Source organism: Sorangium sp. So ce834, assembly GCF_051521425.1.
GTDB lineage: Bacteria > Myxococcota_A > Polyangia > Polyangiales > Polyangiaceae > Sorangium > Sorangium cellulosum_D.
On the sequence record NZ_CP150351.1, the window covers coordinates 13,869,442 to 13,887,632 of the forward strand.

Genomic DNA, 18,191 nt, shown 5'->3' on the forward strand with positions numbered 1-18,191 from the left:
GTCGGCGTTGGCTTCCCAGCCAGCTTGGTCCGGCATTCCGGGCAAGCTAGGCAAGCCAGGCCGGCGCGACGCTCCCTCTTGCGGATCGTCCCCGTGGGCCACCGTCGCGGATGCTACACATCCGCGCGCCCTCAATCCACAGTCCAGGTGCCTGCTCGAGCCGCGCGCGGTCCTCTCTACCGGGGCGAGCGTGCTCCCAGATCCGGCGCGGGTTTACTTGTTGGATGGGGCTGTCAAGGCGCAGCGCAGCAGGCCGAGCTTCATCGCCTTTCCGGCCGGGTGCGCCACGAGCAGCGCCTCCGGGGAGGCCGCGATGGGCTCGCCGCGCCCGAGCGCCGGCTCCGCGTGCAGCCCGCCGGCGAGCTCGCCCCGCGCCGTGAGCGCCGCGAGCTGCGTCGGCCCGGAGGCGTTCGCGATCGCGAGCCACGCGGCGGCGCCGTCGCCCTTCCCCCGGACGCCGGGGAGGAGCGCCGGGACCCCGGCGCCCACGCCCAGCGCCGCCTCCGGCGGGGCGTCCTGCTCGCGATCGCCGCCGACGAGCACGCGCGGCTCGCTGGCGCCGCCGAGCCGCGCCAGCACGGCGCTGATGCGCCCGCCGATCGAGCCGCTCGGCGTGTCGTCGTCGCGGAAGGCCAGGAGGAGCCCGTCGTCGCCGGCGAGCGTCAGGTCGTACGCGAGGACGTGCCCGTCCTTGGGCGTGACCGCGCGCGGCGTGGACGTGAGCGCGCCGCTCTCGTCGAGCGGGACCACCTCGAGCCACTGGTGGGTGATCGTCTCGCCGGCCGCCGCGGTGTCCTCGTTGCCGTCGGTCGGCTTCTCCGCGGCCTTTCGGGCCGGCTCCTCGGCGCGCGCGACGTACGCGAGCCAGTAGCCGCCCGGCCGGCCGATCACGCGCGGCATCTCGGCGTCGGTGCTCGGCTGCGAGACGGGGCGGGCCGAGGTGACCGAGCGCAGCGTGCCCACGTCGGCGGAGGCGAGCATGATCCGCGACCGCTTGCCGTCGCGGGTCACGTCGTCCCAGACGATGACCGCGCGCTCGCCGGACGCCGCGATGTCGAGCGCGAGCGACTCGTCCCGCCCCTCGGCGAGCTCGGCCCCCCAGGTGACGTGCTCCCCTTCGATCCTGGCGACCTTGATGGCGCGCCCGCCGGCGTTCGGCTCGAGCATCGCGGCGAGGATCGCGCCGCCCGCGCCGGCGACGACCGGCGGATCCATGTCGCCGCGCGATCGCGCGAGCCGGACGAGCTTCCCCTGCGCGCCGTCGGCCGAGAGCGTGGCCACCATCGCGACGGTCCCGCCCTCCGCCTCCCGCTGCGCGCCCACCGCGAACCCGCCGGAGAACGTCGTCCCGCGGCCGACCTCGACGGCGAACGGCGCGAGGTCGTCGGCGCCCTCCGGTTCGCCGCCCCCCGCGCCGTCGGGCGCGCGCGCGGGCGGCGGCGCGTCGCCGACGACGAACGGCGCCGCGCCCGCGGCCGCGCAGCGCGGCGGCGGCGCCGCCGCCGCCGCGGGATCGGCCGGATCGCTCGCCGCGGGCGCCGCGGCGCTCGCGCCGGGCCGCGCGGCGGCGTCGCTCGCGGCGTCCTCCGGCGTGGAGCAGGCGCGCCACACGACGAGGCCTCCGACGACGAGCGCGACGGCGAGCGCGCCCTTCCATGCGACGCCCTCCGGCTCTTCCTCCGCGCCCGGCCGCCGATCCGCCGTCGGCGTTGGCGGGCGTCGATCCTGCGTGGGCGGGCGTCGATCCGCGCTCGTGTTCCCCTGGGGGGCGCGGTGGTTGGGCTCCATGGGCGGTGCGTGTTAGCGCTGATCGCGCCGTGAGGGCAGGGGGCGCGCGCCGGTCCGGTCCCGCCCCTCCTGCGGCGCGCGCCGGTCCGGCCCCGCCCCTCCTGCCGGCCCGGAGCGCGGGGGCGCGGCGGGCCGGGCCGCGTCCACGAGAACTTTCCCTCCGGCCCTGGCGAGGGTATCGCGGCAAGACCGACGCCGGGGCGTCGCCGCGGGCCCGAAGCGCGGGCCGGCGCGGCGGGGGCCGACGGCGCGCCCGAACGTCGTCTCATGCGAAGCCGTGCTGTCCTCACCACCTTCCTGCTGGCGCTCGTCGCGCTCTCTTGCGCGGCCTGCGTCGGCGCGTCTCCCACGCCGCTCGCCCCTGCGCTCCGCGGCTCCATCGGCGTGCCGCACCACGGCGTCATCACCGACGCCGTCGAGCTGCCGGGGCAGGGCGAGGGCTACCGGCTGCTCCGCAGCAACGGCGTCCGGTGGGGGACGGCCGGGCTCGTCGCCGCCGTCCAGCGCGCCGCCGCCGAGGTGGCGCGGGCGCGGCCGGGCGGCGAGCCGCTCCTCGTCGGCGATCTCTCCGCGCGCCACGGCGGCGCCGCCCGCGGGCACCGGTCGCACCGCACCGGGCGCGACGCGGACCTCCTGCTCTACGCGCTCACCCCGGACGGCCGCCCGGTGCGCTCGCCCGGCTTCATCGACTTCGGGCCGGACGGGCTCGCGCGGATCGGCGGCGGCGCCGCGGCGTCCGGGTCGTCCAATGCGGACGAGTACGTCCGCCTCGACGTCGAGCGCGAGTGGCTGCTCGTGAAGTCGCTCGTCCGCTCGCCCGACGCGCACGTCCAGTGGCTCTTCGTGGCCCGCTGGCTCGAGGCGCTGATCATCGAGTATGCCCGCGCGCTCGGCGAGGACCCGGAGCTCGTCTGGGTCGCCGAGAGCGTGCTGCTCCAGCCGGGCGACAGCACGGCGCACGCCGATCACCTCCACCTCCGCGTCGCGTGCACGCCGGACGCGTTCCTCTCCGGCTGCCTCGGCGGCGGCCCGTACTGGCCGTGGCTGCCTGCGGTCCCGCAGCTCGTCCCGCCGCCGGACGGCGACCTCGCCGCCGCGATCCTCGACGACCTCCTGCCCGGGGGCGCCGCTGCGGGCTCCCGCGTGGCGGCCCCCGACAGCGCGCTGTGAGCCACCTCTTCGCCCTGGGCGACGCGGCCGACGTCTGCGCGGCGCTCCCTGCCGACGTGCGGTTCGACCTCGTCTACCTCGACCCACCCTTCGGCGTCGGGACGACGATGGCCGCGCGGGCGGCGCGCGGCCAGGCGCGCGGGCGGCGCCGGCCGGAGAGCGGCCCGGACGCGTACGACGATCGCGCGGGCGCCGAGGCGCTCGTCGCGACGCTCGCCCCGCGCCTCGAGGCCATCCGCGATCGCATGGCCGAGGGCGCGACGCTCTACTTGCACCTCGATCACCGCGCGGTCCACGACGCGAAGGTCGCGTGCGATCGCCTCTTCGGCCGCGGCGCGTTCCTCGGCGAGATCATCTGGGCGCCGGGCAACGGCGGCCGTGGCGCGCGCGGCTTCTCGGTCACGCACCAGACGATCCTCCTCTATGCCCGCGCGGCGAGCGAGCGCGGCCAGGTGGTCTACAACGCCGCGGATCCGATGCTCCGCGAGCCGTTCGCCGAGACGAGCCTCGCGATGCATTTCAAGCACCGCGACGAGGACGGCCGGCTCTACCGCGAGCGGGTCCTCGGCGGGAAGGCGTACCGGTACTACGCCGACGAGGGCCGCCGGCTCGGGAGCGTGTGGACCGACATCCCCGGGATGGTCGCCAACACCCCGCTGCGCCGCGAGGCCACCGGCTACCCCACGCAGAAGCCGGAGCGGCTTTTGGAGCGCATCGTCCGCGCCTCGTCCGCGCCCGGCGCGACGGTCGCGGACCTCATGTGCGGCAGCGGCACCACGCTCGTCACGGCGGCGCGGCTCGGCCGCCGCTTCATCGGCGGCGACCGCAGCCAGCTCGCGTTCGCGACGGCGCGGGAGCGGCTCGATCGGGAGGGGATCGCGTACGCGGTGCTGGAGGTCCCCGCGGCGGAGCGCGACGAGGCTGCGCCCTAGCGGGCAAGCGGCGTGAGATACCCGGCGAGCGCAGCTCACCGTGGTGAACGCGGCACCCTCACGAGCTGGGGGCGTTGCGTGCTTCCGGCGTGCCTTCTCCGGACTCGACGGCGCGAGGCTCCACAGCGTCAGCCTCGCTGCCCGCGCGTGGCAGCCGCTTCCGCATGTCGCGTGTCACCGGATGATCGGGCCCGAGCTGAGCGCGCAGCGTCTCGTAGGCTCGACGGCGAAGCGCGATGCCACGCTCCGTTTCGCCCAGGGCCAGGAGCACCGAGCCCAGGTTCGCCTCCATGACGGCCACGTCGGGATGCCCTGCGGTCCCGTGAATGCGTTCGAGCAACGAGATTGCGCGCTCGAGCGCCTCGCGCGCCCCGGCGAGGTTGCCCTGAGACAGGAGTACCATGGAGAGCGTCTCGAGCGAGGCCTTGATGTCCTCGGGAGCATTGGCTCCCTCGACCTTCGTCCTGATGCGCAGCTCGCGCTCCAGGAGCTGACGCGCGTTCAGCAGCTCGCCTTGGGCGAAGAGGACCCGGGCGAGCTGGTGAAGGGAATCCGCGACGCCGGGGTGCTCCTCCGTCCCGTAAACCCGCCGTTGGATGTGCAGTGCCCGTTCCAGGAGCTCGCGCGCTCCCGGCAAGTCCGATTGCGCGAAGAGGACGCGGGCGAGCTCGCGCAGGGAGGTGGCGACGCGCGGGTGCTCGTCGCCGTAGGCCTTCGTCTCGATGCGGAGCGCCTGCTCGAGGAGCTCGCGTGCGCGCGGCACCTCACCTTGCGCGACGAGGACGCGAGCGAGGTCGCGCAGGGAGGTGGCGATGCGCGGGTGCTCCTCGGTCCCGTGCATCCGCGTGAGGAGCGACGACGCCTCTTCCAGCCTCGTGCGCGCGCCGGCCAGATCGCCGCTGGCGACGGAGACCTGAGCCAGCCCGCGAAGCACGTTCACGTCTTTAGCGGAGGGCTCGACATCGTGATCGTCCAAGAGTGTCAGCGCCTCTTCGAGCTGCGGGCGCGCTCCCGAGATGTCCATCGACCGGATCACGTCGGCCAGGTCGTCCACTAGCGCGACGTGCTCCTCCAGTTCGCCCTCGGTGGCAGAGCGGTGCTGGGTGAGAGCCTCGCGCAGGACCTCCCGGGCCCTCCCTAGCTGCCCTCCGTCTGCCAGCGCCAAGCCCAGCGTGCGAGCGGCATCGACGCTGCTGCGATCCTCTGCCAGCGCGCGCTGGGCCCAGTGGATGGCCACGAGCGGATCCCCGGATGCGATGGCGTCGCGAGCCGCGTCGATCCATCGGCGCTCCGAGACGAGCTTCTCGCACACGAAAGAGGCATTCCGGAACGGCACGATGTTCGTGCGCAGCAGGGATGTCCCCACTCCGCGCGCCGGCGAGACTCCATGCGCGCTGCAGAGCGGCCACAGCCGCTGCATGGGATCGCCCGCTGCACGCGCGACGTCATCGAGCCGCGCCTGCGGGAGGCCGGCCTCGAGCAGCCTGACGGCCGTCGCAACCGCGCCGCGCTCCAAATCCAGGAGCGCCGCGAGCCGTCCGGCGCTCTCCGCGCCTGCGGCCTCGAGCTCTTGGATCGCCTGCGCGAGCGGCATCCGACGCGAATCCACCTCCAACAAGCCCATCACGAGGGGACGGGGCGCCACGGCTCGACCGCGCGCCACGACCCGCGCGGTCACGCGCGGCGTCCTCCGCCCAGCCTCCACGAGCGCCCAGCGTAGGCGGCGCAGCTCGAAGATGCTGTCGACCTCGCAGGCCTCGATCCAGGCGCCATCCGCCGCCCGGATCGCCTCGACCAGCGCCGCATAGGGCGCCGCCGCGGACACGCGCACCCGTGTGCTCGTTGGTAGCGCCGCCGCGAACGCCTCATCGAGATCGCCTTCTTCCCAGAACACCCCACAGAGCCGTTCGTCCGCCGCCTGGATCGACCAGACCGCCGGCGGCCACGGCCCAGGCGGGCACTCCAGCCGGTGCGAGATCCAGTGGAAGAAATCCGGCGCCTTCCTCGCCAGCGCCGCCGACGTCGCCGCGTCGCTGAACAGGATCACCCGCAGCGCCCGCTCCGCCAGGATGGGCCGTTCCAGGTTCAGCCACCCTGCCTGCGCCGCGTCCGGCACGAGCACGACCGCCGCCCCCTTCGGCGCACGGGCGAGCTGCGTCGCATCCGCATGCACCAGGAGCTCCGGCTCGTCCGCCACGAGGCCCCGCACGAGCGACCCGAGCCGTTCGGGTTGCGCCCCGTCGATGAGGACGAGGACGCCCGCCTCGCCCAGCCGCAGGATCAGGCGGAGCCGCTCGTGGAGCGCGCGATCGGCCGGAGCAGGTGCATCGTCAGGAGCGGGTGGGGGTAATACCATTCGGACTCGTTCGGGTAAGGCAGGAGGTGGCCGTACGTGAGGAGCTCCCGCGCCCTTCCGTCGGAGGGTATGCGGTGCCGCGGGTTCGCCATCACCGCCTCGAGCACCTCAATATGGCCTTCATCCAGCCCGGTCTCCAGCAGCCGGCGCATGCTGTCGAGCACCGCGTCCACGAGCGCCGGCGTGGCGCTCGGCGCGTCGTCGAGCCACGCCTGCTCGGCGAGCGCCCGGACCAGCTTCACGAAGTCGCGCGCCCTGCCGCCGGAGTAGTAGGCGAGCCGCTCCAGCTCCTGCCGAGGGACGAGATCCGGCGCGCCCAGGTCGGCGGTGCGCCGCGCGTAGAGCTCGCAGAAGAAATCGAGCCCAGGCCCGCGCTGCGTCGGATCGCGGTGATCCATGACCGGCTCGTTGACGAGCGGCAGGATGAGGTTGAAGCGCGGGATCGCGCTCGCCACGGGGCTCGATCGCAGCGCGAACGGGCCGCTCACGACCACGCGGCACTCGAGCTGTGCGATCATCTCCGACTCGATGAACAGCGCCTCCGCCCGATCGAGCTCGACGATCCGGTCCAGCCCGTCGATGAGCAGCAGGATCCGCATCGCCTTCGATTGCACGTGTCCGATGAGGACGTTGACGGCCTGGAGCAGCGTCTGCATCTCGGCGTCCTGATCGCGCCTCCGCCGTGCGGCCTGGCCGATGGGCAGGTTCCACTTGAGCGCGCCGGACGCGGCTTCGAGCACCTTGAGCCCGGCCGCTCCTGCTGCCGCGGCGGGCGCGCCGAGCAGCGGCAGGCCTGCCGAGGCCAGCACGACCATCGCCTTCGCCAGCGCGCCCGCGTCCACGACGGCCTGCGCTCCGGGCGTCTCGGTCGCGCGTGCGACCTTCTCCCAGGCGGCCGAGAGGTCGGCGACGTACGAGGCGGGGATGGGGTAGGGGAGGAGCTCGCTGGCCGCCCGGACCAGGGCCAGGCCCGCGAGGAACACGACCTCCCAGGCGCCCACGTTGCGCAGAGCCTGCTCGTCGCCGACGACCTCGGCGAAATGGCGGTGCAGGTCGAGCACGATGACGAAGTCCTGGCCGCTGCGCGCCTCGGCGATGCGGAGGAGCTCGGTCGACTTCCCGGTGCCGGTCGTGCCGGTGACGAGCGCCCGCGTGTCTCCGAACGGCATGGCCACGCGCTGCACGATCCGGTTCGCGGGGCTCCGCACCCGCTCGGCCCGCCACGCCGGGTTGTCCGCCGGACGGAAGGGGTCGAATCGCTTGTAGAGGGTCTCCCAGATAGCCCGGCGCGACACGGATCGACCTTAGCAGAGCCGGCTTCGGAGCACCTGCGCTGCTCCGGTGCGGCCGGCTCAGGCCGCACGGCTCCCGCGCGACGGGAGCGGTGCGCAGCGCCTCGTCTCGCTGGACGCAACCTCGCCCTTCGGCGCCCGGCAACGCCGCCCGGATCGCGCGCGGACGCAGCCTCGCCCTTGAAAGGCCCCGCCCAGAGGCGCAGCGGCCTCTTTCAAGGCTTGAAATGGCCAACTCGGCCGCCCAGTGACCCATCTCAAGGCTTGAAGTGGCCAACTCGGCCGCCCAGTGACCCATCTCAAGGCTTGAAGTGGCCAACTCGGCCGCCCAGTGACCCATCTCAAGGCTTGAAATGGCCCACTCGTCGACCGAGAAGGCCGTTTCAACGCTTGCATCAACCCTTGCAACCGCCTCGCCCGGCTTCCGCGCGACCGCCTCCCTCCCAGGGGGCCGATCCGCTCGGATCCCCGCGCGCGCCCTGCCTCCGTCTCAGACGAGGTCGTCCGTCGGCCCCGCCCCCTCGCGCACGACCTGCACGTCGCCCTGGCTCAGGTCGATCACGGTCGTCGGCACCGCTCCGCCGGTCCCGGCGTCCAGGACCAGCGCGAGCCCCGGGAACCGATCGTCGATCTCGCCCGGATCGATGATCGGATCCTCGCCCGGGGGCGCCGCGGTGGTGCTGATGAGCGGCCGCCCGAGCGCGCGGACCAGCGCGAGCGCCACCGGGTGGTTCGGCACCCGGATGCCCACCGTCTTCTGCTTGAGGTGCACGTACTTCGGCACCTCGCGCGTGGCGGGAAGGATGAACGTGTACGGCCCCGGCAGGTACCGCTTGAGGATCCGGTACGCCTGGTTCTCGACGATCGCGTAGCGCGCGATGTCGCTCAGATCGGGGCAGATGAACGCGAGGTTCTTGTTCTGGCGCATCCCCTTGATCTGGTACACGCGCTCGATCGCCTGCTTGTTCATCAGGTCGCACCCGAGCCCGTACACGGTGTCGGTCGGGTAGCCGATGACCTCCCCCTTGTTCAGCAGGTCGACCGCTCGCGCGATCTTGCGCGGCTCCGGATGATCGGGGTTGATGGGCTGCAGCACGGGACCGACACCATGGGGTCGCCCGGGCGGTTCGGCCAGTGCTGGCCGCGAGGAGCGACCAGCGCTGCCGGGCCGACGAGCGGTTGCTGAGACGGAAAAGGAAGGGCCGACGCCCCGAGAGACGAGCCGGCCGCAGGCCGGCGACGGCCGCGGGGCAGCCGTCCGACGGCCGGCAGGGTCGGCGGACGCGCGGCGCTACTCCTTGAGCGCCTCGCTGCCGCCGATGATCTCCATGAGCTCCTTGGTGATCGCCGCCTGACGCGCCTTGTTGTACTCGAGCGTCAGGGTGTCGATCATCTCCTTGGCGTTCTTGTTCGCGGCGTCCATCGCCGTGAGCTTGGCGCCGAGCTCGCTGGCCATCGACTCGTAGAGCGCGCGCAGGATCGAGATGTCCACGTACATCGGGACGAGCCGCTCCAGGAGCGCGCCCTTGTCCGGCTCGTAGAGGAACTCCGCGGCCGCCCCGGGCGAGGCGTGAGCCGCCTCGTCCGCCTGCTCCTGCGCCGCCCCGCCGGCGGGCAGGAGCCGCTCGACGACGACGGTCTGCGTGATGGCGCTCTTGAACTCGTTGTAAACGAGGTAGATCGCGTCGATCTCGTTCTTGTCGAACGGGGCGAGGATCTTCGCGCCGACCGCCTGCGCCGTCTCCAGGCTGAGCTTGTCCCAGACGCCGGGCAGGTACTCGAGGATGGGCGCGTTGCGGCGGTTGAAGTAGTCGCGCCCCTTGCGGCCGATGATCGCGAGCTGGACCTCCTGGCCGGCCTCGGTCCGGCTCTTCCACTCGCGCTCGGCGCGCTTGTTGATGTTCGTGTTGAAGGCGCCGCAGAGCCCGCGGTCGCTCGTCAGCACGAGGAGCAGCACGCGCCGCTCCGGGCGGGCCACGAGCAGCGGGTGCGCCGCCCCCTCCCGCCCGGTGAGCGCGCCCGCCTCGCCCTCCGCTCCGGTCCCCGCCGCCGCGGGCGCTTCCGCCGCGGAGGCCGCGACCGCATCGCGCGTGATCTGCCAGAGCACCTCCTGCACCTTCACGGCGTAGGGCCGGAGCTCGGTGATGCGCTGCTGCGCCTTGTTGAGCTTGGCGCCCGCGACCATCTTCATGGCGCGGGTGATCTTCTGCGTCGACTTGACGCTCGAGATCCGCTTGCGAATGGCCTTGAGGCTGGGCACGGCTGCCTACTTCTCCTGGGCCTTCGAGGCGCCCTTCCCGTTCTTCGACTTCGCCTTGGGCGCCGGCGCCTCCTCGTCCTCGTCGCCCGCGTCGTCGGCGGCCGCCGCGGCGGCCCCGGTCGAGGCGCCGCGCGCGTCCACCACGAACCGCTTCTTGTAGGCGTCGATCGCCTTCGTCATCCGGGACTTGAGGTCGTCGTCGAGCGCCTTCTTCTCCCGGATGTCCGCGAAGATCTGCGGGTGCTTGCTCTCGATGAACTTGTAGAGCTCCTCCTCGAAGCGCGCGAGCGAGCTCACCGGCAGGTCGTCGAGCAGCCCCTGCGTGCCGGCGTAGATGATGAGGATCTGCTTCTCGACGGCGAGCGGCACGTACTGGCCCTGCTTCAGGATCTCGGTGAGGCGCGCGCCGCGCTCGAGCTGCGCGCGGGTCTTCGCGTCGAGGTCCGAGGCGAACTGCGAGAACGCCGCCATGGCGCGGTACTGCGCGAGGTCGAGGCGGAGCGTGCCGGCGATCGACTTCATCGCCTTGATCTGCGCGTTGCCGCCGACCCGGCTGACCGAGATGCCGACGTTGATGGCCGGGCGGACGCCGGAGTAGAAGAGGTCGGCCTCGAGGAAGATCTGCCCGTCCGTGATGCTGATGACGTTCGTCGGGATGTACGCCGACACGTCGCCGGCCTGCGTCTCGATGACCGGCAGCGCGGTGAGCGAGCCGCCCGACTTCGGATCGCGGACGATCTCGTAGTCGCTCGCCTTCGCCTTGTCCGAGAGCTGCTGCTCGAGCTTCTTGATCTCGTCCTTCTTCTCTTCCTTGCGCGCCTGCTCGAGCTTCTCGAAGAGGGCCGCGTCGACCGTCTTCCAGAGCGAGTCCTTCGCCGAGTGCATGCCGTGCGCCCCGACGTGGGCCTTGCCGTCGACGCCGCGGTACGACGGGTCGCCGCCCTCGATCTTCGTGCCCTTCGCGACGACGTAGAAGATGTCGGCCATCTTCGCCGCGCGCTCGAGGAGCCGGGAGTGGAGGTAGAAGACGTCGCCCGGGTACGCCTCGCGGCCCGGCGGGCGGCGGAGCAGGAGCGAGAGCTGGCGGTACGCGACCGCCTGCTTCGACAGATCGTCGTAGATGCACAGCGCGTGGCGCCCGCTGTCGCGGAAGTACTCGCCGATGGTCACGCCCGTGTACGGCGAGATGAACTGGAGCGGCGCGGTCTCGCTCGCCGTCGCGGCGACGATGATCGTGTACTCCAGCGCGCCGTGCGCATCGAGCTTGTCCACGACCTGGCGCACCGTCGACAGCTTCTGGCCGATCGCGACGTAGACGCAGATGACGCCCTTGCCCTTCTGGTTGATGATCGCGTCGACCGCGACGGCGGTCTTGCCGACCTGCCGGTCGCCGATGATGAGCTCGCGCTGGCCGCGGCCGACCGGGATCATCGCGTCGATCGCCTTGATGCCGGTCTGCATCGGCTCGGTGACCGGCTGGCGCTGGATGATGCCGGGCGCCTTCACCTCGACGCGGCGGCGCTCCTTCGCCTCGATCGGCCCCTTGCCGTCGATCGGCATGCCGAGCGCGTTGACGACGCGCCCGAGGGTCGCCTCGCCGACGGGCACCTCCATGATGCGCCCGGTGCGCTTCACGGCGTCGCCCTCCTTGATGATGCTCGTATCGCCGAAGATGGCGGCGCCCACGTTGTCCTGCTCGAGGTTCAGCACGAGCCCCATCAGGCTGGTGCCCTCCGAGCCGGTGAACTCAACGAGCTCGCCGGCCATGGCGCGGCTCAGGCCGTGCACGCGGGCGATGCCGTCGCCCACCGTGAGCACAGTGCCCGTCTCGGTGACCTGGGCGGCCTTGTCGATGTTCTGGATTTGCTTCTTGATGATCTGAGAGATCTCTTCGGCGCGGAGCTGCATGCGGAGTCCTCTGTCCGGAGACGCTTGGGCTTCGGAGTCAACGTCGTCAAGGTCAAGGGGTCGGCGAACGCCGAGCCCCGACCTCGTGGGAAACAGGGGTGCGTGTTCGCGTCCCCTCAGGTTCGGAGCAGGTTGTCACGGAACGCCGACAGCCGGGTCCGGAGGCTGCCGTCGATCACCTGATCGTCGATCTGGGTGACCACGCCCGCGATGAGCGAGGGATCCTGCTTGTGGGTGATCGAGATCTTCCGGCCGGTCGCCCTCTCGAGCTCGGCCCGGAGGCGGTCGAGGTAATCGCTGGTCAGCGGGCCCGCGCTCGTGACCACGGCCCGGGCGACGTTCTGCTCCTGATCGACGAGCAGCGCGAGCTGCCGGGAGATCTCGGGCAGCGCCGCGAGCCGCCGCCTGCGCGCGAGCAGGAGCAGGGTGTTCTTGGTCACCTCCGAGAAGCCGGCGCGGGCGCCGATCTCGCGGAGCAGCTCCTCGCGCTGGGCCTCAGGGATGAGCGGGTTGTCGAGGACCAGGCGGAGCTCCTCGCTCGCCGCGTAGGTCGCGCTGGCGTCCCCGATCTCCCTGGCGAGGGCCGCGAGGGTGCCGGTTTCCTTGCCGATCTCGAAGATCGCGCGCCCGTAGCGCCGGGCGACGGCCTCGTAGCTCATATCGCTGCTCCGGTGGTCTGGGCCCCGCGGCGGCTCGCGCCGGCGGAGACGGCCGCGGGGATGGCCTTCAGGTACTCTTCGTTGGCCCGCTCGAGGTCCTCACGGCCGACGCGCTGCCGGAGCAGCTCCTCGGCCGCGGCCGCGGCGCTCTGCACCGCCTCCTGGAGGAGCATGGCGCGCGCCGCCTTGAGCTCCTGCTCGATGCGGAACTCGGCGTCGCGCCGCATCCGGACGCGGCGCTGCTCCGCCTCGGCGAGCACGTGGGCCTTCTCGAGCGCGGCCTGCGCCGCGTGCTCGGCCTTGAGCTCCGCGAGCGTCTCCTCGAGCCGCGTGAGCTTGTCCTCGTACTCGTCGAGCCGCTTCTCGGCCTCGTCCTTGAGGCGCGAGGCGTTGTCGAGCTCCTGCGTGATCGTCTGCTTGCGCTTCTTCAGCGCCTCGGCGATCGGCTTCCGCCCGAAGCGGTAGATGATGAACGCGAGGAGCCCGACGTTGAGGACCGAGGCGAGGAACGGCGGCGGCTCGTTCTTCGGATCGCAGGGGTTCTGCTCGTTGTGGTAGCGCCAGAGCAGCGCGTTGATGCCGCCCTTCGCGGCCGCCTCGTTGTTCACGCCGATGAGGCCGTGCCACCAGTTGACGTGGGGCGGCGGATCGGTCGGACCGTGCCCGGGGCAGTGCTCCTCCCCGTGCGAGGCGTGCTCGGTGGTCTCCGGCGGCGCGGTGCGCGCGCGCTGCATGCCCGGCTGCGGCCGGAGCCCGTGGCCCGGAACGAGCGGGCGCCCGCCCGGGCCGAGCGGCCGGCCAGGCTGCGCCTCGCGCGGGCGGGGCGCCGGCTGGGCCGCGCCGGGCTGGGCCGGCTGGGCCGCGCCGGGCTGCGCGCCGACGGGCGGGTGACCGGGGGGCAGCCCCGGCTGCGCGGCGGGCTGCTGCGCGAGCGCCGTGCCCGCGGTGAGCGCCGCGGCCAGGCCGAGCGCGAGCGATGAGCGGCGGAGCGGGTTCTTCACTGGCGCACCTCGCGGCCGAGCATGCTGGCGGCGATCTCCGCCGCGAGCGCGGGCTGGGCGGCGGCGAGCTCGCCGCGCATGCGGGCGACCTCGGCCGCGATCTTCGCCTTGCCGTCCTCGAGGATGCGCGCCGTCTCGGTGCGCGCCTCGGCCATGATCTGCGCCTCGATCTTCGCGGTCTCGGCGCGGAGCCGCTCGCGCTCGACCCCGGCCTCGCGCCGGACCTTCTCGATCTCGGCCTCGTAGCGGGTGAGCAGCTCGCCCGCGCGCTCGTCCATCTGGCGCGCCTCCCGCTTGGCGCCGTCGGTGCGCCGCTCGCGCTCCTCGAAGACGCGGAGCAGCGGATCGAACAGCAGCGGCTTGAGCACGACGACGAACGTCGAGAACAGGACGACCTGCGCCAGGAACGTCAGATCGAAGTCGACGGAGATGGCGCTGGCGCCGGACGCGAGGAGAGGGTGCATTGCGTTCGGATTCACGGGTGCTTGTTCGGCGACGAGGGCGGCGCAGCGGGAGCTGCTCGCCGCGCGCCCCGGAGGGGGGCGATTTCGCGAGCCGGCACCTAGCACGTGTCAGTCAAAGCTGGAAGGGCTCTCGGCGGGGCCGCCGGGCCCGCCTCTCCGCGGTGCGCAGCGCTTGCGCGCCCCTCGCGTTCGCCGCTCGTCCCGCCCGCTCGCCGGCGCGATCGGGCCGCTCGGAGCGCGCGTTTTTTGCGCGCCGGGACCGAGCGTCAGAGGCTCGCGAGCGCGCGCGTGAGCTCGCCGAGGCCCGCCTCGAGATCGGCGTCGCTCGCGCGCCGCGACGCCGGCGAGCGCGGCGCGCCGTCCTCGTCGCGGAGGGCCTCGGCCGCGCGCGGGTTGCGGAACCAGTCCTCGTCGAAGCGCTCGATCAGGTCGCGGCGATCGCGCGCGGCGAGGACCGCCCCGGCGAGGCGGGCGGCCGCGCCGGGATCGAGCGCCGGGAGGACCCCGGCGAGCGCTCCCGGGATCGGCGCGCCGAGCGCGCGCGCGGTCACCTCCTCGAAGCGATCCCCGCGGTCCCGCGCGCCCCGGAGCAGCACGTGCTCGCCTCCGTCCTGGCCGGAGCGGAACACGAGCGCCACGGTCGCGGCGTCGAGGCGGAGCGAGAGGAGGAGGCTCCGCGCGGTCGCGCGCGCCTGATCGAGCGCGCGACCCCGGCCGAGCCCGAGCGCGCGGGCGCAGAAGACGGGATCGGCGACGAGGCCGCCGAACAGCGCGGCGCGGCGCGCGCGGCGGAGATCGAACGGCGCGTGGGCGAGCGCGAACGGCCCGCGCGTCGTTTGACCTACGCCGCGCGCGAGCGCCGCGCCGAAGCGGGCGAGCGCGCGCGCGAACGAGGCGGCGCCGAGCGGGCGGGGCAGCGGCCCGAGATCGATCGCGAGGCCCTCGGTGAGCTTCGTCGCGCGGAACAGCTCCTCGATCCACCGCGGGCCGAGCCGCGCCGGCCACCCCGACGCGGCGTCGCGGCCCACGGCGCGCCCGATCGCGCCGTACCAGGTCGGCGCGCGCTCCATCATCGGCTCGGTCCGGCGCAGCAGCGCCTCGGCGGCGCCGATCGCGGCGTCCGGGGGATCGCAGGGGAGCTCGATGGCGCGGAGGCCCTCCTCCGAGAGCCGCCGCGCCGCCTCGTGCCGCCGCTCGACGAGGATGCGCGCGGCGTCGGCGACCGCGCCGGATCCGCGGGCGAGCACCTCCGCGAAGGTCTGCCGTCCGGCGTCGGTCGGATCGGCGAGCAGCCGGAGCCGCGCCTCGCGCGGCGACACCCGCGCCGGCTCGGGCAGATCGATCGTGAGCGACGCCGCGTGCCAGGCGGCGGCGAGCCGGATGCGGTCGGGCCAGACGACCCGCTCCAGCGTGAGCGTGTAGACCCAGTCGGCGAGCGGGGCCGCGAGGCCGGTCGGGTCCGGCGCGGCGGCCGCCGTCGGGCTCGCGAGCCCGAGCTCCGCGCCGAGGCCGGGGGTCTTGCCGGTGAGCTCGAGGTAGGTCGTCCGCGCGCTGACGCGCCGGAACGGCTCGAGCGGGTTCTCGAGCCGGGCCCTCGCCTCGGCGGCGCTCGGCCCGCCCTGGTCCTCGGCGGGCGGGGCCGGACCGCGCCGGGTGAGGTCGCCGAGCGCGGCGCGGAGCGCGCGCGCCGCTCGAGCGACGTCCCGATCGAGGCGGAGCAGATCGATCTCCATGCGCATCTACCCCCGTTACCCGTGCACCGCGGGTGCCGTCCCGAGCCGCCCGGCGATCTCGCCCTCGGCGCGCGCGAGCTCGGCCAGCCGCGCCCGCGTCGCGACCTCGTCGCCGGCGACCTCGACGGCGAGATCGACGAGGGTCCGGTAGTGCCGCGCCTCGGACGCGAAGAGCTCCTCGTAGAGCGGCGCGAGCTCGTGCGCGCGCGCGGCGAGCCCGTCGGCGAGCAGGCGGAAGCGCTCGCAGGAGCGGGCCTCGATGATGGCGCCGACGAGCAGCCGATCGACGAGGGCGGCCTTGGCGTTGCGCGCGCAGGTGGTGGAGGCCGCCTTGCGCAGCTCGCTCGCGTAGACGTCGGTCTCCGGCTTGCCGAGCGCGAGGCCGCGCTGCTCGATCACGTCGAGCAGCGCGCGGAAGTGCCGGAGCTCCTCCTCGGCGAGGTCGACGAGCGCCCGCGCGAGGCGCGGGATCGACGGCCAGCGCGCGGCGAGGGACAGCGCGTTCGACGCCGCCTTCATCTCGCAGTGGGCGTGGTCGGTCAGGAGCGCCGGCAGGTCGGCGAGCGCCACGTCAGCCCAGCGTGGATCGGTCGGTAGGGTCAGGCACAGCACGCAGGGCCGACCTAGAGCAGGCGCGGCGCGGCGAGAAGGGGGAGGCGGGCGGTGGCGGCTCGCCGTCGCGCCCCGGCGCGGCGCCCGCGCGACGGCGGCGGGCTACAGGCCGTCGGACCGCGCGCGGGTCAGCCCGCTCGACTCGAGGTGGTACGAGAGCCCGACCACGAACGTGGTGGGTCCTCCGCTGGCGAGCGCCCGCCGCACGGTGCCCTCGACGGCGAACTGGGTGCCCACGTAGGCGGCGCCGAGCGACAGCGCGTGCTGGCCTGCGCCCTGGTCGAAGCGGTAGCCGGCGCGGAGCGGGAAGCGATCGGCCACGAGGTACTCGCCGCCCGCCATGAGGCGGTACGAGGTCTCGCGGTAGGAGTTGAGGTCGGCGAGCCCGTCGACCTCGATCGAGAAGTCGTCGGTGCCGAACCCGACGCCGCCGCCGACGGTCGTGGGGAGCAGCCCGTGGCCCGGGTAGGTGAGGTTCTGCCCGACGGCGGCGATGTAGAGGTTGTCGGTCGCCTTGACGGTGAGCGCCGCGTCGAACGTGAGCTCGTTGACGAAGGAGTGACGCCCCACCACGGTGGTCACGTCCTCGCCGGCCGCGTTCTTCTTCACGACGACGTCGTCCGTGTCGCGCAGGCCCCCGGAGACCGGGCCGTCGGCGAGCCACCGCCCGCCGAGGACGCCGTCCTGCGTGATCTTGGCGTAGCGGCCGGTGAGCCCGACGAAGATGCGATCGGTGATCGGGTAGGCGAGGGCCGCCCGCGCGTCGAGGTAGGAGCGCCTGAGGCCGCCCTCGCCCATGTCGACGAAGCCGCCGACGAAGGAGAGCGCGCCCGCGAGGTTTCCCGTGACCGAGTCGACGACGACGCCGCCGTAGGCGTGGCGTCCGGCCTCCGGGCTGCCCTGGAAGATCCCCTGGAGGTGGTAGACGCGGGTCTCCACCATGGCGGACGGGTTCAGGAAGATGGCCGACGTCCCGTTCCCGAGGGCGCGCAGCGCGCCGCCGAGGGCCGCCGCGCGGGGCGTCTCGTTCTCGCCGTAGGCGTAGGCGAGCTGCGGCGGCAGCTCCTCGGCCGCCGCCGGCCCCGCGGCCGCCGCCAGCGCGAGCGCGCCTGCAGCGGAGAAGGCCCTGGCCCGCGCGGCGGTCGTCGACGCCGCCCGGCGCGACGGCCGCTGCGCCAGGAGGGCCCCCCTTGTCAACCGGATCCCCGACCGCATCGCTTCGCCATACCTCAGACCGAGGCCCTGGGGACAAATTCTCGGCGCCCCGAGAACGGCTCGCGCCGGTCGGTCTGTGCTGGACGACCTCCCCGTTTCTAAAAAAGCTGGAAATTCAGCTACCTTTAGCCTCTTGACGACGAGATGAGCGGGTTTTGCTCTGCAATCGTGAGCGCGTCGTGAAAATCACCGACCCGCGTCGGGAGTTTTGGCGCCTGGTGTCCGGAGGGCAGAGCGCGGGGGCCGCGAAGCCGTTTTCGCAGTGCGCCAGGGACTGAATTTAACCCAATGAAGTTCGATACTTGAGTCGGGTTTCGCAGTTGGGCATAGACGCCCGGACTCACCCGGTGCTACCTCGGATTCGTCCTCGGGGCGGTCCTGCGCCGCACCGGGTCCTCCAAAGGGTGGCCCCGAAAGGGGCGCTGCGGGCTACCGAGCTCTGTGAGGCGGTATGGGGGACGGCTGTGCCGATCTGTCTTCCAATGCAATGGACCTCGACGCGACGGTTGCACCCCCACCTCGAGCGGCGTGCTCGGCGGATGCCGAGCCGAGCGCCGGTGCAGTGGGGCCGTACCATCCCCCCGCATTCGATGGAGGCATGCGGACGATCTCCCGAGGGCGAAGCGGCCGTGGGCGGACTGTTGAAAAGTCGACACGCCGTTCGATTACATTCAGAATAACACAGTGATCTCCAGAAGTTAGAGGCGAGTCCTCGCTGGGAGACCTGTGGATAAGTTGGGGGCGACGGTTTCATCGGTCGCCTCCGAAACCTATTTTCGTGGAGCGGACTTCAGAGCAGCG

14 protein-coding genes are annotated in these 18,191 nt (G+C 73.2%); 2 read left to right on the forward strand and 12 right to left on the reverse strand.

Annotated elements, in window-relative coordinates; translation table 11 throughout:
• Positions 1–213: 213 nt before the first annotated feature.
• A complete protein-coding gene (locus tag WMF20_RS50790) occupies positions 214–1,788 on the reverse strand; it encodes a hypothetical protein (protein ID WP_437609501.1) in 1,575 nt (524 codons plus the stop codon).
• Positions 1,789–2,055: 267 nt separating this feature from the next.
• Between WMF20_RS50790 and WMF20_RS50795 the strand changes: the two genes are divergently transcribed.
• A complete protein-coding gene (locus WMF20_RS50795) occupies positions 2,056–2,958 on the forward strand; it encodes a penicillin-insensitive murein endopeptidase (RefSeq protein WP_437609503.1) in 903 nt (300 codons plus the stop codon).
• Positions 2,955–3,890 (forward strand): DNA-methyltransferase, encoded by a 936-nt coding sequence (locus tag WMF20_RS50800; protein ID WP_437609505.1) that lies wholly within the window; start codon positions 2,955–2,957, stop codon positions 3,888–3,890. Before WMF20_RS50795 ends, WMF20_RS50800 begins: the two co-directional genes overlap by 4 nt.
• Before the next feature lie 58 nt (positions 3,891–3,948).
• On the opposite strand, the gene WMF20_RS50805 is transcribed toward WMF20_RS50800, so the two are convergent.
• The 11 genes from WMF20_RS50805 to WMF20_RS50855 form a co-directional block, all read right to left on the reverse strand.
• Complete coding sequence (locus WMF20_RS50805; RefSeq protein ID WP_437609507.1) at positions 3,949–6,087, reverse strand: tetratricopeptide repeat protein; 2,139 nt, start codon at positions 6,085–6,087, stop codon at positions 3,949–3,951.
• An 83-nt stretch (positions 6,088–6,170) separates the two neighbouring features.
• Entirely contained in the window at positions 6,171–7,541 is a 1,371-nt protein-coding gene (locus WMF20_RS50810; protein WP_437609509.1) for a hypothetical protein, read from the reverse strand.
• A gap of 487 nt (positions 7,542–8,028) precedes the next feature.
• Positions 8,029–8,634: an L-threonylcarbamoyladenylate synthase gene (locus WMF20_RS50815; RefSeq protein ID WP_437609511.1), complete on the reverse strand. Its 606-nt coding sequence runs from the start codon at positions 8,632–8,634 to the stop codon at positions 8,029–8,031.
• 195 nt (positions 8,635–8,829) lie between these two features.
• The gene (atpG, locus tag WMF20_RS50820; RefSeq protein WP_129581042.1) at positions 8,830–9,798 is read right to left on the reverse strand and encodes an ATP synthase F1 subunit gamma; all 969 of its coding nucleotides are present in this window, start codon (positions 9,796–9,798) and stop codon (positions 8,830–8,832) included.
• A gap of 6 nt (positions 9,799–9,804) precedes the next feature.
• Complete coding sequence (gene atpA, locus WMF20_RS50825) at positions 9,805–11,706, reverse strand: F0F1 ATP synthase subunit alpha (RefSeq protein WP_437609513.1); 1,902 nt, start codon at positions 11,704–11,706, stop codon at positions 9,805–9,807.
• Between the two features lie 116 nt (positions 11,707–11,822).
• A complete protein-coding gene (atpH, locus tag WMF20_RS50830; RefSeq protein WP_129581044.1) occupies positions 11,823–12,365 on the reverse strand; it encodes an ATP synthase F1 subunit delta in 543 nt (180 codons plus the stop codon).
• Positions 12,362–13,366 carry an ATP synthase F0 subunit B gene (locus WMF20_RS50835; protein ID WP_129581045.1) on the reverse strand — a complete coding sequence of 335 codons (1,005 nt, stop codon included), beginning with the start codon at positions 13,364–13,366 and terminating at the stop codon, positions 12,362–12,364. Before WMF20_RS50835 ends, atpH begins: the two co-directional genes overlap by 4 nt.
• Positions 13,363–13,845 carry an ATP synthase F0 subunit B gene (locus tag WMF20_RS50840; protein WP_237244878.1) on the reverse strand — a complete coding sequence of 161 codons (483 nt, stop codon included), beginning with the start codon at positions 13,843–13,845 and terminating at the stop codon, positions 13,363–13,365. The genes WMF20_RS50835 and WMF20_RS50840 overlap by 4 nt, the downstream gene beginning before the upstream one ends.
• A gap of 251 nt (positions 13,846–14,096) precedes the next feature.
• On the reverse strand, positions 14,097–15,569 hold the full coding sequence (locus tag WMF20_RS50845; protein ID WP_437609516.1) for a hypothetical protein: 1,473 nt from the start codon (positions 15,567–15,569) through the stop codon (positions 14,097–14,099).
• Positions 15,570–15,578: 9 nt separating this feature from the next.
• Positions 15,579–16,175 (reverse strand): tRNA isopentenyl-2-thiomethyl-A-37 hydroxylase MiaE, encoded by a 597-nt coding sequence (gene miaE, locus WMF20_RS50850; RefSeq protein ID WP_437609518.1) that lies wholly within the window; start codon positions 16,173–16,175, stop codon positions 15,579–15,581.
• Between the two features lie 102 nt (positions 16,176–16,277).
• Positions 16,278–17,372, reverse strand: a complete 1,095-nt coding sequence (locus WMF20_RS50855) for a hypothetical protein (RefSeq protein WP_437609520.1) — start codon at positions 17,370–17,372, stop codon at positions 16,278–16,280.
• Between the last annotated feature and the right edge of the window lie 819 nt (positions 17,373–18,191).